Consider the following 21,562-nt stretch of genomic DNA (forward strand, 5'->3'; position numbering starts at 1 on the left):
AATGAGAAAAGAAGTGGAATATCTAGAATGGGATAGTGATTTTTTTGGACATAGAATAGGTAGAACTTACATTGATGATTACTCAAATTTTACATCACTTAATAGAGACGATTTTGATCTTGTTTACGTGTTTAGTTCGAAGCCAATCGCTGAATTAGATTGGGCATTGAAAGATGAAAAATGCGTATTGAGTTGTCAATTAGAACAAGAGGAACAAACTAATTTATTGATAAGTAAGGATGTTATTGTCGAATCGTTTGATTCTGACAAACATTCATATGATCAATTGTTAGCGTTAGTATATGAAAGTGGTGTTCAATCTAGATTTAAAAAAGATACAAACTTTACCAGTACTGGGTTTAAAGAATTATATAAAAAATGGCTAGATAATTCTTTATCAGGTCATTTTGCTTTAGACACTTTAATTGCTAAGTATAAAGGAGAAGTTGCAGGATTTCTAACTTTTAACGACAGCGCAGATGGTACAGTGAATATAACCTTAACTGCTGTTCATTCCGACTTTAGAGGAAAGAAAATAGCGACAATTTTAATTCGTGAATTCAAAAAAAGAGTTCAGATGAAAGGATATAAACGCGCTATGGTTGTAACTCAGTTTACAAATGAGCCAGCCATGCATTTATATCAAAAGAATTTATTTAATATTTATAGTATAACCTACATTTATCATATTTGGAAGCATGATACCATTTAATAAACCCTATTTATCAGGAAAAGAACTCGATTATATTCAAGATGCGGTTCTTAATCAAGGAAAACTTTCCGGTAATGGAAAGTATACCAATTTATGCCAGAATTTTTTTAATACACGTTATGGGTTTAAAAAATCACTACTGACAACTTCATGTACAGATGCATTAGAAATGGCTGCTATTTTAGCAGATATTAAAGAAGGAGATGAAGTGATTATGCCTTCTTATACTTTTGTGTCTACGTCAAATGCATTTGTTTTAAGAGGAGCAAAAATTGTATTTGCCGATAGTAGAGCAGATCATCCAGGTATTGATGAGGATGCAATCGAATCGTTAATTACTGCAAAAACAAAAGCCATTGTTCCTGTTCATTATGCTGGTGTAGCTTGTGATATGGAGAAAATCATGAACCTTGCAAATAAATACAATTTATTGGTTATTGAAGATGCGGCTCAAGCTTTAGATAACGATTTTACTTTTTCTGATGGTACGAAGAAAGCTTTAGGTGCAATTGGGCATTTAGCCGCTTTTTCTTTCCATGAAACGAAAAATATTATTTCTGGTGAAGGAGGGTTATTAGCTATTAATGACGAGCGTTTCTCAAGAAGAGCAGAGATTATTTGGGAAAAAGGAACTAATCGTTCTGAGTTTTTTAGAGGTGAAGTGGATAAGTATGGTTGGGTAGATATGGGATCTTCTTTTTTACCTTCAGAAATGATCGCTGCTTTCTTATGGGCACAGTTAGAAAATATCGATCGAATTCAAGAAAGACGTATTGCAATTTGGAATCAGTACGAAACACAGTTGAAAGATTGGGCATTGAAAAATGATGTTATGTTGCCTTTTATTCCAGAAAATTCAACAAACAATGCACATATGTTTTATTTGGTTTGCAAAGATGTGGAACAACGCACAAATTTAATTCAACGATTAAAAGACAACAAAGTATCAGCCGTTTTCCATTATTTAAGCTTACACAAAAGTGCATTTTATCAAGATAAACACGATGGTCGTCAGTTAAAACAAACAGATCGATATTCTGAATGTTTAGTGCGTTTGCCATTGTATTTTGAATTATCGAATGAACAAGTGAAAATGATAACAGAGGTAATTGTAAATGGCTAAGATTTTACATTTAATTCCAGATGAAAAAGTAACAGATAATGTCATTGAAAATTTTGAAAAAGTTTTCAATGACAATGTTTTTTTTGTGTATGGGAATCCTAATAATAGAAAGTATTGTAAGTCGGTAGGGGATCATATTATTTTTGGACAAGAGGAACTGTTTGTCAAAGAAAATATCAACTTAGAAGTATCAGGAATAATCGTTCACGGACTCAATCATATTTTTGCAAAATTGATTCTGACTGTCGATAGAAAGATTAAAATTGGATGGTTTGCATGGGGATACGACATTTATTTTTTACCCAAATTAGTTGACCGACTCTATGCGTCTGATACTTATAAGTTTTTGACTCAAAGAGATAGTAAATTTGTACTCGTTCAAAAAATTAAAAAGAACCAACTTTTAAGAGGGTTATACTATAAGTTAGTTGTAAAACGTGAGGATTTCTATTTAACCTACGAAAAAGCACACCAGCGTATTGACTATTTTTGCAGCTATATTAAAGAAGATTATGATCTTTTTAATTCGGTATACGCTAATAAAACGTCCTTTCTCGAAACGGGTTATTTTTCAATCGATCAATATCTTGCAGGACAAGAAGAACTGCGTGTAAATATCGAAGCATCAAATATTTTGATCGGTAATTCAAATTCTCCAGAATGTAATCATTTGGATGTTTTTAGCTTGCTTAAAGAGAATGAGTTGAATCAAGTAAAACTAATAGTACCATTAAATTATGGTACTGATATCTCGTATAAAAATGAAGTTCTAAGACAAGGCAAGTTGGCTTTTGAAGATGATTTTTTGCCCTTGCTAGATTTTATGGATCGAGCAAAGTATTTTGAGCTTTTATCTAGTTGTAGTACGGCAATATTTTATCATTACCGCCAGCAAGCCATGGGCAATATCATTGCCTTCTTGTATATGGGTGGACGCGTTTATCTGTCTAAGAAAAATCCTGTATTTCACTATTTTAACCGATTGGGAATTAGAGTTTTTGATTTAGATACAGAGTTTGAACGTTATAAAAATCAAGTGTTAGAGGAAGATGTCATTTTGCATAATCAAACTATCTTAAAAAGATATTTTAGTAAAGATGTTATTCTAAAACAAAGTAAAGAATTAGTAGATCAGTTGTTGAATGTCAATAGATAATCAAATTAGAAAAGGACTAGGGTGGACGACAATTTCAACGGTGGTTATTGCTGTTGTTGCTATTGTTAAAATATCAGTGCTTGCTCGTTTTTTAGACAAAAGTGATTTTGGTTTAATGGCTATCGTAACTTTTGTTATTTCCTTTATGGAGTTGTTTAATGATTTTGGTGTTTCTATCGGAATTTTACACAAACAAGACATAACAAAAAGAGAGTACCACAGTTTGTATTGGGTCAATCTCGGAATTAGTGTTATGCTATTCGGTGTTTTAGCTGTTTTGAGCCCTTTTATTGCGGGATTCTATGATATGCCTCGCCTAACAGAATTACTCTGGCTAATTGGCTTTAATCTCGTAATTAGCGGTATTGGACGACAGTTTAAAACGATTGAACAAAAGGAGCTTCAGTTTAATTATATCGCACTTGTTGATATGATTGGTGCCTTGTTGTCTTTAGTGGTAGCTATCTACCTTGCCATGCGTGGGTATGGTGTACTTTCTTTAGTCTATTCCCTAATGATACAGTTTGGTTTTGTAAACCTCTGCTATTTTGTTCGTGGAATTAAAAAGTATGGACTATCTTTTCATTGTAAAATAAAAGAAACGATCCCCTTTTTGAAGATTGGTATGTATCAAGTAGGTGGACAAGTAGCTAATTATTTCAATCGAGATTTAGATGTACTGCTGATCGGTAAATTCTTTTCTCCCGATGTCTTAGGAGGTTATAGCTTAGCAAAACAGTTGGTATTTAGACCTTTTCAGCTTTTAAATCCTATTGTATTACGCGTAGCTTCACCCGTTTTGGCCCGTTTTCAAAATGATATAGCCGAGTTAAGACGACGCTATTTGAGTATGCTAAATATGATTGCTACTCTAAATATCGTAGTTTATGGATTGTTGATCATTTTTGCTCCTTTAGCCGTTCATATTTTATACGGTCAGGAATTTGATTCGATTGTAATCTTGGTGCGCATCTTGTCTATTTATATGATCTTTAGAGCCATCGGTAACCCAGTAGGAAGTTTAGTGATAGCAACAGGACGCACAGATTTAGATTTTTATTGGAATCTTTTGCTACTTTTAATCATGCCAATATTTATCTATGTGGGGAGTTTATTCGGTATAATAGGAGTAACTCTATCTCTAGTGTTGGCCATGATTGTGTTATATATTCCTAGTTGGAAATTGTTTATTAGTAAATTGCTTGATGTAAGTTTAATGGATTATATAAGATCCTGTTTCGTTTTAGATTTTAAAAAAATTATCCATGGAATCAAATCCTAATATGTTAGATGCTGCAAAGCAAAGAGTAAAATTTAAATTATCATTTGAGGTTGTCCTTGTCTCATTAATTATTTTATTACCTTCAGTTGAATTATTTAGCTATCTTTTTAGAGGATTAATTCCTTCGTTTGCTCTTTTTTTTTTGTGGATTGTTGTTTATTTCCTGAAAGGATATAATTCGCGGATTAAAGTTATGCGTGAGTATTTTTCTATCTTTTTACTTTTAATGATCATATACCTCGCTATTTTTATTCATTATAGCCTATCAAGTACGGGGAAGGCAGGACTATTACAGTTTCTTAATTTGTTACATCTAGGATGTATTTTTACAATTTGTGTTTATTATTCTAGTGATTACGAAAAGGATGTCAATTTAAGACATAGTGTGTTTGTTGTAGTTCTTGCTGTATTGTGTGTCTTTTCTATTATATCGATACCTTATATTTTCAATAACGATGTTTTAGTGATTCGAAATCTATCTAGTGGACAATTGACTTCATTTCAAGAGCTTGATGCTAAAAAACATGGTTTAGGAACAAATGGACTTTACTCCAGTTTGTCTATGATTATTGTTTTTGCATTAGGTACGATGAAATCGTTTAAATTAAATAAAAGTAGTAGAAATTTGCTTTTACTTTGTCTTATACCTTTGAGTTTAAGTATTTTTATTTCTACCTTTTTTGCGTCTGTAGGATTATTTGTATTTGCATTATTCTACTATTTCATGATTAACACAAAAAAGAATCCCTTTGTGCTTATTTTTCAAGCCTCTTTATTGGTAGCAGGTAGTTATCTTTTATTTAATTTCTTTCTGGTAGACTTAGAATTGTTTAAGCCCATTCTAAATAAAATGGAGCGATTCAATGAGGTAGGGGGAGATGATACTGGTAGAACGATTTTAGCTAGCAATTCCATAAATACTTTTTTAGAAAATCCATTATGGGGGATTGGTGTACCCGATAAAGGTAGTTTTAATTTGATCGGAGAACATATGCCTTGGGCTGATTTTTTAGGACAATATGGGATGATTATTACAGCTTTGATCTATCTAGTTTTTTTACTCTTGTTTAAGAAAATATTTCTGCAACCTCGCAAAATTAGCAACAAACTGCTGAATCCAGCGAATAAAACGATATTCATATTATTTATATTAGGTAATTTCATTAGTCCAATGATATTTTATCCTTTAAGTTATTGTTTGCTATTTTTATGTGGATTACCAATCTTAGATAGAAGTAAATTATGAAAAAATCAAAAATATTCATTTTCTTAAGCGGTCTATTAGTTATAGTCTCTTTTTTATTGGTTCAAAATGTAATAGTAAAGAATAAATTCAATTTTAACTCTGCAGATGAAAAACTCTTATTCGATGACGTAAACAGGGTTAAGAATATTATTAATGATAGATCTGCTTATCCTGTAATGCTCAACATAAGAAAAGACAAGACGATGTTGATCGAGTATGAGGATCATGTTATATTTGATTTTGCTAAAGATAACATCGATGCTAAATCTTTTAAAAAAATAAAAAACAGTTCATATAAGAGCGCCTTGTATTCATTAGGTTTCCTAAGAAATTATATGATTGAAAATGGAATAGAAGGGATTGATGTTGAGCAAGTGGATAAGCTTGTGGATGAAGTTATTGATTTGGCACAGTCTTTTGTTGTTTATGATGTATATATAAATCACGATCATCCTGTAGCTGAGCGGTTAGAATCCTTGGTCTTGTATATCTCACTAAAAAAAGCTGCGGGCTATGTAGTATCGAATAAAGAGGTTAATCACGTTAAGCATTTAGTAGACCTTCTTATGGAGAAAGATTTTTTCTCTTATCATATGAATCACGGATTAATGCAAATACGTGCTCTATTAAGAGTTGGAACAATTGTACAAAAACAAGAAATTATTGATAGGGCAAAAGAGTATTTATTTGATGTTTTACCTATTTATGTTAGTGAGGATGGAAGTATTTTGGAATCGGCTTTTGGTTATCAATACTATATTTTTTTGCAATTTGATTTATTCAATACTATTCTAGGTTATAACGATGATCATACACTTCGAGAAACTGTTGAAAAGCAAAAACGCTATCTTAATTCGATCGTATCGACTACTGGTTTTTTACAAGGAACAGGCGATTCGTATAATCAAAATATCGATACTACATTAATTGCTAACAACAGTAAAGGATATAATATTTTTCAATTTGAAAATAATGTAGCGGGGTTGTCTTCTGAAAACAAAGACTTTATGATGTTTTTCGTGTCTCTTGACAATAAACCGAATGTTCATAAATTACAAGAAGATTTAGGAGTATATCTTTATTATAAAAGACCCTACATCATAAATTCAGGAACTTATTCGTATGAAGTAAATGACGAGTTTAGAAAAATAGTTCTTGGACCAACTATCCAAAATGGGCCTAAATTTAAAGAAGAAACAATTACGAGTTCGGAGATTAAATCAGTTAATATCGAGGAAAATGAAGTTAGTTTTCTAGGACATGCACAATCTGTATCAAATGAAATAGATCGAAAAGTGGTTTTTAGAGACAAACATGTAATCGATGTTTTTGATTCTTCTGAATCAAATTTTACCTCTTCTTTTATTATTCATCCTGAAATTAAAGTAGAAGCTATTGATAAGTTTATGGTTAAGTTAATAGCAGAAGAAGATCAAATAGTGGTTCAGAGTTTAAAACCAATATACATGGATACTATTTTTGTATCGGATAGCTATAAATCAAAAGTGCAAACGATAAAGTTAAGTACAAAAGATACTAATCAATTTTCTTTCTATTTGCCTGATAATTTCGAAATTGATCTTACTACTTTGTCGTCAAAATTGAAGCATGGTAATTCTGAAAGGTATAATGTAATGAAAGAATTAAAACATAAGTATCCAGTAACTTTAGTAGTGAGGAAGGTTTTTGTTAGTTATATTTTGCTAGCAGGAACTTTTGTTCTTGCTTCATTGGCATTTTTACTTAGAAGGCTCTTTTTTACCTATCTATATCTCTTATTTAATTTATTTTTATTGTGTAATCTTTTCACTAGTGGAAAATTGATTATTTACATTGTATATTTTATTAACTCTTTGAAATGATGACGAATATTGTATTTATAGCCAAAACGAATCTTAACAATGATGGAAGAATTCTCAATCAAATTAAAATATTGAATGAGGTTAATTATGGAAAAATTAAATTTGACTTTATACTCTTACCTGATAAACCGGTAAATATTAGCTTAGATTCTAATGTTGAAATACATGAGATTAATCCTTTAGTGAGAAATTCGAAGATATTAAGACCCTTGATTGTTTTAGAATTTACATTTCGTGCATTAATGAAGTTGATTAAGCTAAAACCAAAAGTAATTCATACTCAGGATTTTGCTGTAGTTCTACCCGTTTATATATATAAAAAATTTATTCGTAGAAAAACAATATTAATTTATGATGATCATGAAATGCCAAATGAAAATGAGTCATTTCAGTATCGTATTCTTCAGAGGTTTGAGCGAAAACTAATGAAAATAGCTGACGCTGTAATTTATGCGAATAGTGAAAGACAAGAAATTTTAGATAAAGAGCTTGGATTAAGTAAAAGTTCATACTTTCTTAATCTTCCTTATTTTGAAGTTGTAAATGATGATTCTAGCAAATTATCTATTGATCTCCAAAAGAAATTAAATGCAATCAAGCTAGTAAAAACAGAGGGAGGAAAAGTAGTTATTCATCAAGGGGCACTAGAAGAAGAACGTGGAAGAGAAAAATTGGCAGTTTTGAGTTCAAAGCTAGTTGGTAGTCAGTATCGAATTGTATTGTTAGGAATTTCAAGACAAGAATTTGATGCGTTTTTAACCCAATATCAATTGTCTGAAGATGCATTTATCTTTGTAGGAAGTGTACCTTACCAATCGCTAGACTTGTTTTGGCAATTAGGAGACATTGCTGTTGTTATGTATTTACCTACATATATAAATAATAGATTATGCGCGCCAAATCGTTACTTCATTGCATTAAAAAATTGCATTCCAACCTTAGTTAATAAAGATAATCCTGTTTTGTTTAATTTTACTAATAAATATAATTCAGGATTTTATATTGAAGATATTGAAGATGTAAAAAAACTTGATCAGGTCGCTAACCATAAGTATCAAAGCGAAGTGCTTTCAATATTGAAGGAAGAGGAAATCAATAAATTTTTGTCTGTCTATGAGAATTTTATTTAATCTTTTATTTTTCACTCTTTGTTTTCAGTGTTTTGCAACTGAAGATTTATCTGTTTTAGTTGAACGCTTAAAATTGAAGGCAGATTTTGTTATTCTTTCTCAATCCGATTTTATTCACGCTTTAGAAAATAGTAAAGAGAATGACGTCTTATATATAAAAGGAGAGGTAGAAATAGATTTAACGGGAGTGGAGGATATTGAATTGAAAGAAGGTGTTAAATTAATTGGAGATCGGTCAAAAAATAAGCAATTAGGTGCTCTATTATATACAAAAAGTGATGGCGTTTTTCCTCTTTTTAAAGTTGAAGGCGATGATGTACTTATTGCGGGATTGCGAATTAAAGGGAATGATGGGAAAATTTTAAAAGGTAAAGATCATCTAAAAAATAAAAGTAGAAGAAAGATTAAAAAAAACTATTTAGAGTATTACAATAAAAATATGTATGACCCTCCTGTTTCCATTGGAATTTATACAAGTGAACGCAATACAATAATTTTTAACTGTGAATTATCCCAATGGACCCATGCAGCGATATACCTTCAAAAAGGTGCAACAAATATAAAAGTTTTGAATAATGATATTTTTGATAATCAACGATTTGGTCTAGGATATGGTGTAGCCGTTAATGGTGGGGATGTTGAGATAGATGGAAATTTTTTTAAAAGTAATAGACATGCTGTTGCTTCAAATGGAGTTAAAGGATCTTCCTATTTTGTGAGCAATAATACTTTTGAAGTTTCAAAAGGAAATCATTGGGCTGTTGATGTGCATGGTGGAGTTGATAGAAAAGATGGTACGCAAATAGCAGGTACTTATTTTGTTGTAGAAAATAATTTATTTATAATAAATGAAAAGACTCCAGCAGTAGTAGTTAGAGGAGTACCAGAAAAACTTTTCTTGATTAGTAATAATCGAGTTATCTATACTCTGGAAAATAAGGATCAAAAGTTGATTGGATATTTTTTTGAGCAAAGAAATGCTAGAGGCAATTTTAAAGTTGAAAATAATAATGTTTTAGTAAAAGAGATATGAAAATCTTAATTATTGATAGTAATTATCCCATAAATACACGTAATTCCAAAATAGGTGATTTTTTGAGGCATAAGCAAGACGTCACGGTGATTATAAGTGCTTGGTTAAGGCAAGGAACACTACTTTCTAAAGAAGCTTCTGGAAAGGAGTATATTTTTGAATATCCAAGTAAGCTAGGTGATAGATACAGTAAGGTTATGAATATTTTTAGGTATTTTAAATATTTAAAGAAGGTCAATCACATTGAAAAACCTGATGTTTTACTGTGTTCTCATTATGACATGTTGTTTTTAGGCTATTTTTTAAAGAAGAAAGGACAAATTCTTGTTTACGAAAATTTAGATGTTCCTACACATTCCAATAGTTTGGTTTTAAAAACTTTACAAGCTATAGAAAAGTTTAGTTTAAAAAAAACAGACTTTATGGCTTTAGCCTCAAGGTTTTATGTTGATTTGTATTCCAAATTCACCAAGGATATCCTTGTTTTGGAAAACATTCCTAATCTTAATAAGAACACGGAAGTTGCCCCTGATAAGGTTAATAATACAATACATAATCCAGATAAAATAGTAATTTCTTTTATAGGAGGTGTTAGATATGTTGATATCTTAATAAAGTTAATAACATTTTCTGCAGCTTATAAAAATGTGGAAATCAGAATTTATGGGGAAGGACATGAAAGTCATATACTTAAAAGCTTTTTAGCTAATGAAGCGTACTCTCATGTTAAGATAACAGGACGGTATGATTACAGTGAAATTAGCAACTTTTACTTGATCAGTGATTATATATGGGCTGTTTATCCTAGCGACAACCACAATGTTAAGTATGCAATTTCTAATAAATTTCATGAATCATTATTTTTTGATAGACCAGGAATTTATGCAAAAAATACTTGTTTAGGTCAATTTGTCGAACATGAAAATATAGGTTTAACAGTTGATTATAAGGATGATGAGTCTTTAAAGCAATTATTTGATAAAATTGTGGAAGATAAATCGATATATAATGAATTGTTATCATCTATTGCTAAGTATAAAGAAAAAAATGATGTTTCTTGGGATCAAAGCATGAATGAGTTTTATGCTGTTTTAGTTAAGCTTGTTGGTAAAAAATAATAGAAAAATACTATGATAACCAAAAATATACTTTTTTTATCTTTTTATTTCGAACCTGATTTATGTGCAGGTTCTTTCAGAAACAGCCCCTTATTAGCCGAGGTTTCCAAACAATTGGGAGATAAAGGAAAGATTACAGTTATAACTACCAAACCCAATCGGTATAGTAGTTTTAAAGAAGAAGCTTTATCATTCGAAGAGAAGGAAAACTATACAGTGCACCGTATTCAATTGCCTTCACATCAAAGCGGTATGAAGGATCAGATTTTTGCATTTAAAGCTTATTACCAAGCTGTAAAAAATCTAGTGAAAAATGAAAAGTATGATTTAGTTTATGCTTCTTCCTCACGTTTGTTTACAGCTTATTTGGGTTACACAATTGCAAAAAAACAAAATATTCCTTTATATCTCGATATTCGAGACATTTTTGTAGATACAATGAGTGATGTTTTACACCAAGGAATTGTAAAAAAAATTGCTTTACCTGTATTGAAAAAAGTCGAGAAAAAGGTATTTTCTTATGCTACTCATATTAATCTCATATCAGAAGGATTTAAGGGGTATTTTGATAAATACGAAACAACTTTTAGTTATTTTCCTAACGGAATAGATGACGTTTTTCTGGAAAACAAGGCGGATCAGACTAAGGTTAATGATAAAAAGGTAATTACCTATGCAGGTAATATCGGACAAGGACAAGGATTACACAAAATTATCCCTAAAGCAGCAAAAGAATTAGGAGATTCTTATGTTTTTCAAATTATTGGTGATGGGGGAGCAAAACAAGAGTTGATAGAGGAAGTAGAAAACCTTGGTTTGTCAAATGTAGTTTTCATGAAACCCGTTAGGCGAAACGAACTTATTGATATCTATAATCATTCTGATTATTTGTTCATACATTTGAATGATTTTGAAGCGTTTGAAAAAGTATTGCCTTCTAAAATATTTGAACTAGCTACATTTAAAAAACCAATAATTGCTGGTGTGGGCGGTTTCGCTTACAGTTTTATGAAGGAAAATGTAGCAAATATTATTTTATTCAAACCTTGTGATGTTGATGATATGGTACGTCAAATGAATGAATATGTGTACCGTTTAGAGGAACGAAACGAGTTTAAAAATAAATTTAAGAGAACTCAGGTCAATCAAAAGATGGCAGAAACAATTCTTCAGTATTTAAAGTAAATCAATGTATAAAATTACAATAACAGGAACCTCTGGATTTGTTGGACAAAATCTTGTCCCTTATTTAGAGCAAAAAAAATATAAAACAGAGCCATTATCTTTAAGACAACCTAATTGGCAAAAGGAAGTTGCTAAAGACGCAACGGTATTTATTCATTTGGCGGGTAAAGCACATGACACCTCCAATACAGCAAATGCGGAGGAATATTTTGCTGTTAATCGCGATTTGACGATTGAGTTATTTGAGCTTTTTTTGGCTAGTGAGGCGAGAGATTTTTTCTATTTCAGCTCAGTAAAAGCAGTTGCAGATACTGTAGAAGGAGTTTTAGAGGAAGATGTTGTGGCTAAGCCTTTAACACCCTACGGGCAATCAAAACATGAAGCAGAACAATACTTGCTAAAAAAGCAACTCCCTCAAGGGAAGAGAGTTTTTATTATTCGTCCGTGTATGATACATGGACCAGGAAATAAAGGTAATTTAAATCTGCTTTATAAAATTGTAGAAAAAGGCATCCCTTGGCCGTTGGCCTCTTTTGATAATCATCGTTCTTTTTTATCTATTAAGAACTTATGTTATTTGGTAGAAGCCATGATCCAAAATGATACCGTTCCTTCAGGAATATATAATTTCGCAGATGATAAAGCTTTAGCAACAAATGATTTGGTTGCTTTAATTGCCAAAATATCCATGAAAAAACCGAAGCTGTGGTATCTTTCGAAGAAGTTAATGTCAACTGTAGCCTCGATTGGAGATAAAATAAAGTTACCTTTGAATTCCGAACGCTTAAAGAAACTAACGGAGAATTATGTTGTTTCGAATGAGAAAGTTAAACGTGCTTTAGGCATACATCAATTGCCTGTTAGTGCAGAAGAGGGATTAGAACATACCATTAGAAGCTTTAGAAAATAAAAATAGATTATGGAATATATTCTGTTAGTAGCAATACTTTTTATTGCAGAATTAGTGTACTTTAAGATAGCAGATAAGTACAATATTATTGATAAACCCAATGACCGAAGTTCTCATACGCAGATTACTTTAAGAGGGGGTGGAGTAGTATTTTATTTTGGGGCTTTAGCCTATTTTATTTACTCTGGTTTTGAATATCCTTACTTTTTCTTAGGATTAACCGCCATTACTATTATTAGTTTTTTAGATGATATCTTTACATTATCCAATAAGATACGTTTACTCATTCACTTGATATCGGTGCTGTTGATGTTTTATCAATGGAATTTGTTTGCCTTATCCTGGATGTGGATTGTTCCTGCATTAATAGGAGTAATAGGTACAATTAATGCCTATAATTTCATGGATGGTATTAATGGAATTACCGCTTGGTATAGTATGGTTGTTTTGGCTTTATTAGCCATGGTAAACATAGATGTACAGTTTGTAGATCAAAATCTAATTATATTTGCTATGTTGGGCGCAGCGGTATTTGCGTTCTTCAACTTTAGAACTAAAGCAAAAGCTTTCGCGGGTGATGTAGGTAGTGTATGTATGGCATTTATTGTGGTATTTCTACTAGGACAATTAATCATTACAACAGGTAACTTTATTTATATTCTTTTCTTGGTTGTTTATGGTATTGATACTGTATGGACAATCGTACGACGTTTGTTGAAAAAAGAAAATATCTTTCAGGCGCATCGTTCTCACCTATACCAATACTTGAGCAATGAAGCTGGTATCAATAAGTTGTATGTGGCTTTTGCTTATGGAATTATTCAATATCTAATAGGTACTTCAGTTATATCTTTAACACACGAATCTGTAACGGTGCAAATAGGAGTTAGTATTGGAATATTAGTGGTGTTAAGTGGTGGTTACTTACTTTTAAAACGAAACATTATTACTAAATATGTAGAACCTAAAAACTAGTATAACATTTACTTTAAACAGGAGCAAACAGATGGAAAAAATAATGATTTACGGAAAGGGTGGCCATGGAAAGGTTGTTGCAGATGCAATTCATCAAATTAATAATACAATTTGTGTAGATTATTTTGATGATGCTAGTAATCCATATCAAGTAAGTTACGAATCAGAGGCGAAGATAATCATTGGAATAGGCAATAATGAAGTGCGCAAAAGAATTTCAACAGAAGTAGAACATTCATTTGGTATAATTGTTCACCCAACCGCTTATGTAGCACCAACTGCAAAAATAGGTGAAGGAACGGTGGTATTGGCTAATGCGGTTGTACAGGCTGATGCACAGATAGGAAAACATTGTATTATAAATGCCAATGTTACTATTGATCATGATGCTATTATAGAAGATTATGTCTGTACTTATCCTTCAGCTTATGTAGCTGGATTTGCTCGTGTTACCGCTTTACAAACACTAAAACCGGGACAAGTGGTCTGGAAATCAGAGACTTTTTAATATAAAAAAAAGGATGTTCAATAGAGCATCCTTTTTTTTTTGTTGTTCGTTGAATGTTGTTGCAAAACAACGGGAAACAAATAACAAATATAAAAGCAAAAATACTTTTATTCCTTAAATTGCAATTCAACTAGTGGTTCTTTAAGTTGTTGTAGGGTATGGACTACTTCGAGGATTTGCTGTATATCCGTTGAAGTTAAAAAGAGATCATTTCCATTTTCTGTGCAATGTTGAACGTAGTAGTAAAACAGTTCGTTAATGCTTTTTGCATAGGATTCAAAACAGGCATTGTGTTCGTATAACATATGCAGTAGCATTAAATTATGTTGATCACTATTGATCACTTGAAACTGAGATTGAGGGGGTTTGTTCATAATCGAAACTAGTTTTAAAGATAAACTCGTACAATTTAGGTGTCCTAACGTCTAGATATCGATTTTCACGTTTACGGTTGTTTCCAATACCGTCACCATGTTATACGAGTAATTTTTTAATATCTTCTAAAGATATCTAGTTAAATAGGAAGTATAAAAGTAAGGTGTTTTTAACTTTTTAAAAAGTGTAAAGTGTTGTAAGTCTGTTTGTTATTTGAATAGTGAACGCAATTGTAAGTTTTTGTTTGTTGGGTGCATGTTGTTTGTTGTTCGTCGATAGTTGTTTGTTGATGGGAGGGTGAGTTGATGAGGTATTGAAATCGAAACGCAGTGAAAATCGAAACGTAGTGTAGATTCATCGAACACAAAAACCAATATAAACTCAGTGAGATATATTCATCAAACACTAAAACCAATATAAACTAGGTGAGATAGTTGATGAGTTGATGAGATGTTGAGTTGATGAGATGATGAGGTGTTGAGATGGTGAGATGGTACAACAAACAACGAACAACAAACAACGAACAATCTACTCACTCCAAAAGCGGTTCTTGTAGTTGTAAGAGAGAGTTGACTACTTCAAGAACACATTGTACGTCTGTACGATCGATAAATAGCTCATCTGGATTATCTGTACAGTTTTGTACATAGTAGTAGAAGATTTCGTTTATGCTCTTGGCATAGGTTGTAAAACTGGCATTGTTGTCATAAAGCGCTTGTAGAATGGCCAAATTATGACGATCAATAGCCGCTTGCGTTTGTGGTAATGGAAGCTTACTCATAATCGATAAAATTAAACCCGTACGGAGTAGGTGCCCTAACGTCTAAACAATATCATTTATTTACGTTTGCGGTTGTTTCCAATACCGCCACCTTGCCGTACGAGCAATTTTTCTTCATGTATGGATATTGTTTAGTTAATAGGAGAGATAAAAGTAAGCTGTTTTTTGTTTATGTAAAAGCATAACTAATTGTAAATGTGTGTTTTATTTGAAAATTGAACGCAATTGTAAGTTTTTGTTTGTTGGGTGCATGTTGTTTGTTGTTGGTCGAAAGTTGTTTGTTGATGGGAGGGTGAGTTGATGAGGTGTTGAAATCGGAACGCAGTGAAAATCGAAACGCAGTGTAGATTCATCGAACACTAAAACCAATATAAACTAGGTGAGATAGTTGATGAGTTGATGAGATGATGAGATGATGAGGTGTTGAGATGGTGAGATGGTACAACAAACAACGAACAACGAACAACAAACAATCTACTCACTCCAAAAGCGGTTCTTGCAGTTGTAAGAGAGAGTTGACTACTTCAAGAACACATTGCACGTCTGTACGATCGATAAATAGCTCATCTGGATTATCTGTACAGTTTTGTACATAGTAGTAGAAGATTTCGTTTATGCTCTTGGCATAGGTTGTAAAACTGGCATTGTTGTCATAAAGCGTTTGTAGAATGGCCAAATTATGACGATCAATAGCCGCTTGCGTTTGTGGTAATGGAAGCTTACTCATAATCGATAAAATTAAAACTCACATGGGGTAGGTGTCCTTTACGTTTCAACATATAATCTTTACGTTTGCAGTTGTTTCCAATACCGCCACCATACCATGCGAGTGAATTTTTTGATCATTATTTAAGAAGTTGAATTAAAAAGGAAGTATAAAAATAAGCTGTTTTTTGTTTATGTAAAAGCGTAACTAATTGTAAATGTGTGTTTTATTTGAAAATTGAACGCAATTGTGAGTTTTTGTTTGTTGGGTATATGTTGTTTGTTGTTCGTTGAAGGTCGTTAGTTGAAGGTAGATTTTGCTTAAACAGAAAGTACTTTCTTTAAAGAAGAATCCCGTCATCTCACCGATTCACCGACTCACCATCTCACCATCTCACCAAACAACTAACCATCTTGTGCAATTACTTGTTGTATATTCGTTGGGGTAACGTGAACCACGCTATCAAGGGTACCATTGGTTACGTATATAATTCCTAGAGAAGGTAGTAAAGAATCGAGAGCATTTAGTTTTGGTTTATACTGAATAATTGTACATGCTTTATTTTGGAAAAGATTGTGGTTAATAAAAGTTCCTGTATTATTGAGGAGAATAAGTTCTTGTTGGGTAGGTTGTTTTTGTGTCAAGTAATGGAGGAATTCATTCAAACAAGGTCCGCAAGAGATTTTGTTTTCATCCACAAGGTAAATTTTCTTGATGTGAGGGGTAATGCGCACTTGATACTTTTTTTCCAGATAAGTAATAGGCGTTTGTTTGGTGTGTTGCGTACAGCAAAATAAGCTGAAGAACAGAAACAAAGTGATGCTATATTTCAGTGTGTATTTCATAGGTTAGTTGACCAAAGGTTTCATTTCTTTTTTCTACAAATAGTTTGTTGTTTGCTAAGAGAACTGAGTTGATATTATATTCTTCTCCATCAAAAATTTTTGAGCCAAGTAAGTTAAAATGTTTATCGTAATGTTTAACCATAAATGAAGAGACGGGGAGCTGAGATACATTATAACTATAGACATCATTGTCTATGCTAATAATGACAAAAAAATCTTGAGTGTTTTTATCGTATACGATATTATCGATATAGCTTACTTTTTGGTTGTCTTCTTTTTTGTCTTCTCCTGCTATCAATTGCTCTTCTGAGATTATTTGCGTTTGCGATAGAATATTCATGTTGTAGTCTAACTCATAGATGACTCTGCTAAAAGGGCTGTAAGCGTAGAAACTATGTGCTAGATCAACAAGTAACGTTTTGCTGATGATCGATTTTTTTTCGTCAAAAAGACCGGGTCTCATTTTGATCCTAGGAGCGGTAAATAAATGCTGGACCACAAGTAAGACGAAAGACTTTTTTTCTAAAGTACGCAGGGCTTTTTGTCGTTCAACTTCAGATAAATGGGCATGAGCCTCTGTATAGTCTTGATTAGGGCTAAACAAAATGGTTGTCGTAAATTGCTGAAGAGAAAAATGCGTGTAGCAATTATTTCTAAAGGGAACTAAATAGTAGTCATGTTCATCTCCCATCTTTGAAATAAGAGGTTTTAAATCGCGTGATTGTAAAACATCTCCTTTGGGATTAATAAGGTAAAACTGATTGAGATCTTCTCTGCTTAACGTGTATAAAATGGAATCTTTACTTATAAATTTGATGTTGTTAGGGCTTTTTTGCAAGTGAAAGTTGATGGTTAGTGAATCAGTTTTATTACCAGCTAGGTCAAAAAAGTAAACCAAGGGATTTTCAGCTTGGTTGTTGATAAAGTAAAGTTGATAACTTTGAGTTGCTTTATCGTAAAATATTCCTCTGCCGACAATAGGATGGGTATTATATCCTAGATCTAAAACAATAGTATGTTGACTTTTAGAACAGCCAGAAAAAACTGTTGCAATACACAGTAGTACTGCAACAGTAATAAGAAAAGAGAGATTAGGTTTGCTGTTCATTTGAGTTTACTATTTGAAAAGCGATTGTTTGTGTAGGAAATTGCGCTTTCTTAAGGTGAAAAAAAAGTTTGTTTAAACTTTGGTTTTTTGCAAGCTCAATGGTGTACCCTTGGTTCTCTAAGTCTTGTTTAAGTTTTTCTACGGATTGTGTATAGCTTGGGGTCGGTGCTATAACAATAACGATATCAGAAAAATTGCAGTCGCCATCGTGATTTGTACATTCATTCATGGTGTCAACCCATACTCTTCTTGGAGGAGATTGTTGTGTTAGGAAATTGCCTATCAGAGCAATACCTTTTTCATCGATGTAGAGTTTATTTAAATCTCTATCACTCAAGCTTTGCTTCTCGTTTGAAACGAAAGTTGAATTGTTTTTTTCATTTACTACGCTTTCATCTTTGTTACAGGATGAAGTTGTTAGTCCCAATGTAATTATGGAGACGAACAATAAATTAAGTGACTTCATTGTTTTTTTTTAAAGGGTTAAATTTTTATATCATATGAATTTTTGTCATTAGTTGATGAGATGCTCAACAAACAAGTGAATTTCCTTAACATCTCAACAAAGAGCAAAAAGGTTGAGTTGATGAGATGTTAAGACGTTGAGATAGACCCAACAAACAAAGATTCATAATCGAAACTAGTTTTAAAGATAAACTCGTACAATTTAGGTGTCCTAACGTCTAGATATCGATTTTTACGTTTTCAGTTGTTTCCAATACCGCCACCATGTTATACAAGTGAATTTCTAATATCTTTTAGAGACATCTAGTTAAATGGGAATTGTAAAAGTAAACTGTTTCTTGTTTATTCAAAAGCGTAACTAATTGTAAATGTGTGTTTTATTTGAAAATTGAACGCAATTGTAAGTTTTTGTTTGTAAGGCATATGTTGTTTGTTGTTCGTTGAAGGTCGTTAGTTGACGGTAGATTTTGCTTAAACAGAAAGTACTTTCTTTAAAGAAGAATCCCGTCATCTCACCGACTCACCATCTCACCATCTCACCATCTCACCGACTCACCGACTCACCATCTCACCATCTCACCGACTCACCGACTCACCATCTCAAACAACAAACAAACCTCACTTTAAATCAATCCTTTTTTATTCTCATTTTGTGAAAAAAACCAAGACGAGTTACCAAAGGAGTGAGAATTATAGATTATTGTAGGGGCTAAAATTCAATATATGTCACTTAATGTCTTGTTAGTCAATCATTTGTGGTGTTATTTTTTCGATTTTATGAAAAAAAAACTAGTTTCTTTACACATAATTAAAAAGTTAATTGCATAAATTAACAAAAGCATTAATTTTTAGTACAAAATTGCGGTTTTATTGAATATATGTTAAGTGTTTTTTGTCTAAAACAAATAATAAATCAATAAAATTGCTTTTTTTATGATATATTTGCATTATATGTTAACGTGCTAAAAATAAAAATATGTTAGATTCAGTTGTTTTAAAACAAGAATCGTTAAGGCAGGATGATTATTTTGATGAGTTTTTAGTTTTGTTAGAAAATAAAAGAAAACAAGGTCGAAATTATCTCTCTTTGTCAAAGATTCCTATTAGTTTGCATTATCGATTGATACAAGAGGGGTATTCTATTAAGAAAGAAAAAAAAGTAGTTACGCGCTATTTTTTCTGGAAAAAAATTATTTATTACTATAAGGTTGAACGATCAACCTAAAACAAACTTTTGTTTACACCCGAGATAAGTACTAACAATCTAAATCGAAATCGCCCATACCTTTGAAGGTTGATCAATAACAAAAGCGAACCCCTTTTAAATATTGTGTGCAATAAAAGCACTGCTACTGAGTGTTTTTTATTCTGCTTATCTAAATATACCTGTCTTATTAGACAGGTATTTTTTTTTAGTAGAAAGACTATGTTCTTTTTCAACTGTGAAAATTAACGCAAAAAAAAAGAAGACAACGAAATTCAGGCTGTGTATTATTGAAACTAATTGAAAATAAATTAACAATAGTTAAATAAAATGAAAAGTTTTTTCTGTTAAAAGATGTAATAATTATTTTAGTTGAGTTTATTTATTTTTATTTCACTTTTTTTTAATAAAAAATATACTTTTAGTTGTATTATTTACTATATTTATAAAGTCTTACTTTAATAAACCAAAGGCGTTATTAATGAAGCGTATGGGTCAAAATGGCAATTGAAATTGAGCATTTTGTGTTTTTAGTTCTTTTAAACTGAAAATAAGAATGTAATAACGTAGCATGAATAGAATAATGCGCTAGTATTTGATTGAAAAACAGTTCCTCTAAAGAAATGTGATCGATACAAAATAAAAGGAGTACAAACGAATGCTAAATGTATGTATTTGGTAAAGCAAGTAACTCCAATTAAAGATAAATATTTGTTTTTTGTTTACACCTAAGATAAATAAGGAAAGAGTAGATTCAATGTATTGCAAAAATATTTGAAGTCAATAGAATTTGTTAACCGTTATCCTCACTGCAATCTTAAGGAAATACGATACAGTGAATCCGTTCTAACCGTATTATTTATCGCATAAAACCTGCTCGGAACTACTTTCTCTGAGCAGGTTTTTTTTTGATTGGTTATTTGATGAGGTGGTGAAATCGAAACGCAGTGTAGATTCATCGAACACCAAAATAAATATAAAATAAGTGAGATAGTTGATGAGGTGGTGAGTTGATGAGGTGGTGAGTTGATGAGGTGGTGAGTTGATGAGGTGGTGAGTTGACAGTTAATGGCTTCCTTCTCAACGTCTCAACGTCTCAACACTTCAACGTCTCAACACTTCAACGTCTCAACACTTCAATGTCTCAACGCCTCAACACTTCAACGTCTCAACATCTCATCAACTCAACGTCTCAACATCTCAACATCTCATCAAACAACGAACAACGAACAACGAACATCAAACAACGAACAAAAAAAAACGCCTCAAGGGCGTTTTACTATATGGCTATCATTTTTCCATTTTCTTTTTCTGCGACTTCTTTTCGCAAAGAGCTGCTAGAGAACCGATGGTCTCTGGAATTGTAGTACAACTCAATTCCTTTCTCTTCGCAGTAACTTCTACCTGTAAAGTTCTTTGACGCATATTCATCGCCTAAGATTCTAACATGTATGTGAAAAGCACGTAAAATATCTTCTAAATCTTGCTCTGTTGTATACGGAACAATTTCATCTACAAATTTACAACCTTTTAACTGAATGTAGCGTTCTACTACAGTTTGTGTAGGTTTATTTTTTTCAGGTCTGTCAATAGTAGGATCTGTTTGTAAACCTACAATTAAATAATCGCATTGACGTTTAGCCTCTTCTAACATTTTGATATGACCTGCATGTAACAAGTCAAATGAACTAAATGTAATACCAATTTTTTTTGTTGTCATAGCATAATGGGGGTTAAAAGTTTATAATCGAAATGCTTGTTGTAAGATGCAATACGGTTAAAACTTTTGATAATATCTACAAAAATACAGTGTTTTTATCTAAACTACCAAAGGATTT

General features: G+C 31.9%; 21 protein-coding genes. 14 read left to right on the forward strand and 7 right to left on the reverse strand.

What is annotated here, in order from left to right:
• The first annotated feature begins 1 nt into the window (after position 1).
• The 13 genes from H4K33_RS13685 to H4K33_RS13745 are packed head-to-tail and all read left to right on the forward strand — an operon-like array spanning position 2 to position 14,240.
• Positions 2–712 carry a GNAT family N-acetyltransferase gene (locus H4K33_RS13685; RefSeq protein WP_182649937.1) on the forward strand — a complete coding sequence of 237 codons (711 nt, stop codon included), beginning with the start codon at positions 2–4 and terminating at the stop codon, positions 710–712.
• Positions 699–1,835 carry a dTDP-4-amino-4,6-dideoxygalactose transaminase gene (rffA, locus tag H4K33_RS13690; protein WP_182649940.1) on the forward strand — a complete coding sequence of 379 codons (1,137 nt, stop codon included), beginning with the start codon at positions 699–701 and terminating at the stop codon, positions 1,833–1,835. The genes H4K33_RS13685 and rffA overlap by 14 nt, the downstream gene beginning before the upstream one ends.
• Positions 1,828–2,991 (forward strand): TDP-N-acetylfucosamine:lipid II N-acetylfucosaminyltransferase, encoded by a 1,164-nt coding sequence (locus H4K33_RS13695; RefSeq protein ID WP_182649942.1) that lies wholly within the window; start codon positions 1,828–1,830, stop codon positions 2,989–2,991. Before rffA ends, H4K33_RS13695 begins: the two co-directional genes overlap by 8 nt.
• Complete coding sequence (locus H4K33_RS13700) at positions 2,978–4,273, forward strand: MOP flippase family protein (RefSeq protein WP_182649944.1); 1,296 nt, start codon at positions 2,978–2,980, stop codon at positions 4,271–4,273. The genes H4K33_RS13695 and H4K33_RS13700 overlap by 14 nt, the downstream gene beginning before the upstream one ends.
• Positions 4,257–5,519, forward strand: a complete 1,263-nt coding sequence (locus tag H4K33_RS13705) for a hypothetical protein (protein WP_182649946.1) — start codon at positions 4,257–4,259, stop codon at positions 5,517–5,519. Before H4K33_RS13700 ends, H4K33_RS13705 begins: the two co-directional genes overlap by 17 nt.
• The gene (locus H4K33_RS13710; protein ID WP_182649948.1) at positions 5,516–7,381 is read left to right on the forward strand and encodes a hypothetical protein; all 1,866 of its coding nucleotides are present in this window, start codon (positions 5,516–5,518) and stop codon (positions 7,379–7,381) included. The genes H4K33_RS13705 and H4K33_RS13710 overlap by 4 nt, the downstream gene beginning before the upstream one ends.
• Positions 7,378–8,511: a glycosyltransferase gene (locus tag H4K33_RS13715; protein WP_182649950.1), complete on the forward strand. Its 1,134-nt coding sequence runs from the start codon at positions 7,378–7,380 to the stop codon at positions 8,509–8,511. Before H4K33_RS13710 ends, H4K33_RS13715 begins: the two co-directional genes overlap by 4 nt.
• Positions 8,495–9,544 (forward strand): right-handed parallel beta-helix repeat-containing protein, encoded by a 1,050-nt coding sequence (locus tag H4K33_RS13720; RefSeq protein WP_182649951.1) that lies wholly within the window; start codon positions 8,495–8,497, stop codon positions 9,542–9,544. Before H4K33_RS13715 ends, H4K33_RS13720 begins: the two co-directional genes overlap by 17 nt.
• Positions 9,541–10,662, forward strand: coding sequence for a glycosyltransferase (locus H4K33_RS13725; RefSeq protein WP_182649953.1), 1,122 nt, complete (start codon positions 9,541–9,543; stop codon positions 10,660–10,662). Before H4K33_RS13720 ends, H4K33_RS13725 begins: the two co-directional genes overlap by 4 nt.
• Positions 10,663–10,674: 12 nt before the next feature.
• Positions 10,675–11,847, forward strand: coding sequence for a glycosyltransferase family 4 protein (locus H4K33_RS13730; protein ID WP_182649955.1), 1,173 nt, complete (start codon positions 10,675–10,677; stop codon positions 11,845–11,847).
• 4 nt (positions 11,848–11,851) lie between these two features.
• On the forward strand, positions 11,852–12,757 hold the full coding sequence (locus H4K33_RS13735) for an NAD-dependent epimerase/dehydratase family protein (RefSeq protein ID WP_182649957.1): 906 nt from the start codon (positions 11,852–11,854) through the stop codon (positions 12,755–12,757).
• A 9-nt stretch (positions 12,758–12,766) separates the two neighbouring features.
• On the forward strand, positions 12,767–13,732 hold the full coding sequence (locus tag H4K33_RS13740; protein ID WP_182649959.1) for a glycosyltransferase family 4 protein: 966 nt from the start codon (positions 12,767–12,769) through the stop codon (positions 13,730–13,732).
• Positions 13,733–13,763: 31 nt separating this feature from the next.
• The gene (locus H4K33_RS13745) at positions 13,764–14,240 is read left to right on the forward strand and encodes a transferase (protein ID WP_182649961.1); all 477 of its coding nucleotides are present in this window, start codon (positions 13,764–13,766) and stop codon (positions 14,238–14,240) included.
• Positions 14,241–14,347: 107 nt separating this feature from the next.
• Here H4K33_RS13745 and H4K33_RS13750 read toward each other — a convergent pair whose 3' ends face one another.
• The 6 genes from H4K33_RS13750 to H4K33_RS13775 form a co-directional block, all read right to left on the reverse strand.
• Complete coding sequence (locus H4K33_RS13750; RefSeq protein ID WP_182649963.1) at positions 14,348–14,614, reverse strand: hypothetical protein; 267 nt, start codon at positions 14,612–14,614, stop codon at positions 14,348–14,350.
• A gap of 533 nt (positions 14,615–15,147) precedes the next feature.
• Positions 15,148–15,396, reverse strand: a complete 249-nt coding sequence (locus H4K33_RS13755) for a hypothetical protein (protein ID WP_182649965.1) — start codon at positions 15,394–15,396, stop codon at positions 15,148–15,150.
• A gap of 478 nt (positions 15,397–15,874) precedes the next feature.
• Complete coding sequence (locus tag H4K33_RS13760; RefSeq protein WP_182649967.1) at positions 15,875–16,123, reverse strand: hypothetical protein; 249 nt, start codon at positions 16,121–16,123, stop codon at positions 15,875–15,877.
• A 383-nt stretch (positions 16,124–16,506) separates the two neighbouring features.
• Positions 16,507–16,947 carry a hypothetical protein gene (locus H4K33_RS13765; protein ID WP_182649970.1) on the reverse strand — a complete coding sequence of 147 codons (441 nt, stop codon included), beginning with the start codon at positions 16,945–16,947 and terminating at the stop codon, positions 16,507–16,509.
• Entirely contained in the window at positions 16,925–18,055 is a 1,131-nt protein-coding gene (locus tag H4K33_RS13770; RefSeq protein ID WP_182649972.1) for a hypothetical protein, read from the reverse strand. The genes H4K33_RS13765 and H4K33_RS13770 overlap by 23 nt, the downstream gene beginning before the upstream one ends.
• Positions 18,039–18,521 (reverse strand): hypothetical protein, encoded by a 483-nt coding sequence (locus H4K33_RS13775; RefSeq protein WP_182649974.1) that lies wholly within the window; start codon positions 18,519–18,521, stop codon positions 18,039–18,041. Before H4K33_RS13775 ends, H4K33_RS13770 begins: the two co-directional genes overlap by 17 nt.
• A 975-nt stretch (positions 18,522–19,496) precedes the next feature.
• Between H4K33_RS13775 and H4K33_RS13780 the strand changes: the two genes are divergently transcribed.
• Positions 19,497–19,745 carry a hypothetical protein gene (locus H4K33_RS13780; RefSeq protein WP_182649976.1) on the forward strand — a complete coding sequence of 83 codons (249 nt, stop codon included), beginning with the start codon at positions 19,497–19,499 and terminating at the stop codon, positions 19,743–19,745.
• Positions 19,746–21,003: 1,258 nt separating this feature from the next.
• Here the strand turns inward: H4K33_RS13780 and H4K33_RS13785 are convergent.
• Entirely contained in the window at positions 21,004–21,444 is a 441-nt protein-coding gene (locus tag H4K33_RS13785) for an adenylyltransferase/cytidyltransferase family protein (protein WP_182649978.1), read from the reverse strand.
• Between the last annotated feature and the right edge of the window lie 118 nt (positions 21,445–21,562).

The organism is Myroides sp. WP-1 (assembly GCF_014145635.1).
Classification (GTDB): Bacteria; Bacteroidota; Bacteroidia; order Flavobacteriales; family Flavobacteriaceae; genus Flavobacterium.

What these genes read in the sequence shown, in the direction of transcription:
- H4K33_RS13720 (WP_182649951.1), top strand. Translation starts at nt 8,495, where the DNA reads ATGAGAATTTTATTTAATCTTTTATTTTTCACTCTTTGTTTTCAGTGT.
- H4K33_RS13780 (WP_182649976.1), top strand. Translation starts at nt 19,497, where the DNA reads ATGTTAGATTCAGTTGTTTTAAAACAAGAATCGTTAAGGCAGGATGAT.
- H4K33_RS13750 (WP_182649963.1), bottom strand. Translation starts at nt 14,614, where the DNA reads ATGAACAAACCCCCTCAATCTCAGTTTCAAGTGATCAATAGTGATCAA.
- H4K33_RS13735 (WP_182649957.1), top strand. Translation starts at nt 11,852, where the DNA reads ATGTATAAAATTACAATAACAGGAACCTCTGGATTTGTTGGACAAAAT.
- H4K33_RS13725 (WP_182649953.1), top strand. Translation starts at nt 9,541, where the DNA reads ATGAAAATCTTAATTATTGATAGTAATTATCCCATAAATACACGTAAT.
- H4K33_RS13740 (WP_182649959.1), top strand. Translation starts at nt 12,767, where the DNA reads ATGGAATATATTCTGTTAGTAGCAATACTTTTTATTGCAGAATTAGTG.
- H4K33_RS13785 (WP_182649978.1), bottom strand. Translation starts at nt 21,444, where the DNA reads ATGACAACAAAAAAAATTGGTATTACATTTAGTTCATTTGACTTGTTA.
- H4K33_RS13700 (WP_182649944.1), top strand. Translation starts at nt 2,978, where the DNA reads ATGTCAATAGATAATCAAATTAGAAAAGGACTAGGGTGGACGACAATT.
- H4K33_RS13760 (WP_182649967.1), bottom strand. Translation starts at nt 16,123, where the DNA reads ATGAGTAAGCTTCCATTACCACAAACGCAAGCGGCTATTGATCGTCAT.
- rffA (WP_182649940.1), top strand. Translation starts at nt 699, where the DNA reads ATGATACCATTTAATAAACCCTATTTATCAGGAAAAGAACTCGATTAT.
- H4K33_RS13745 (WP_182649961.1), top strand. Translation starts at nt 13,764, where the DNA reads ATGGAAAAAATAATGATTTACGGAAAGGGTGGCCATGGAAAGGTTGTT.
- H4K33_RS13695 (WP_182649942.1), top strand. Translation starts at nt 1,828, where the DNA reads ATGGCTAAGATTTTACATTTAATTCCAGATGAAAAAGTAACAGATAAT.
- H4K33_RS13710 (WP_182649948.1), top strand. Translation starts at nt 5,516, where the DNA reads ATGAAAAAATCAAAAATATTCATTTTCTTAAGCGGTCTATTAGTTATA.
- H4K33_RS13705 (WP_182649946.1), top strand. Translation starts at nt 4,257, where the DNA reads ATGGAATCAAATCCTAATATGTTAGATGCTGCAAAGCAAAGAGTAAAA.
- H4K33_RS13770 (WP_182649972.1), bottom strand. Translation starts at nt 18,055, where the DNA reads ATGAACAGCAAACCTAATCTCTCTTTTCTTATTACTGTTGCAGTACTA.
- H4K33_RS13765 (WP_182649970.1), bottom strand. Translation starts at nt 16,947, where the DNA reads ATGAAATACACACTGAAATATAGCATCACTTTGTTTCTGTTCTTCAGC.
- H4K33_RS13730 (WP_182649955.1), top strand. Translation starts at nt 10,675, where the DNA reads ATGATAACCAAAAATATACTTTTTTTATCTTTTTATTTCGAACCTGAT.
- H4K33_RS13715 (WP_182649950.1), top strand. Translation starts at nt 7,378, where the DNA reads ATGATGACGAATATTGTATTTATAGCCAAAACGAATCTTAACAATGAT.
- H4K33_RS13755 (WP_182649965.1), bottom strand. Translation starts at nt 15,396, where the DNA reads ATGAGTAAGCTTCCATTACCACAAACGCAAGCGGCTATTGATCGTCAT.
- H4K33_RS13685 (WP_182649937.1), top strand. Translation starts at nt 2, where the DNA reads ATGAGAAAAGAAGTGGAATATCTAGAATGGGATAGTGATTTTTTTGGA.
- H4K33_RS13775 (WP_182649974.1), bottom strand. Translation starts at nt 18,521, where the DNA reads ATGAAGTCACTTAATTTATTGTTCGTCTCCATAATTACATTGGGACTA.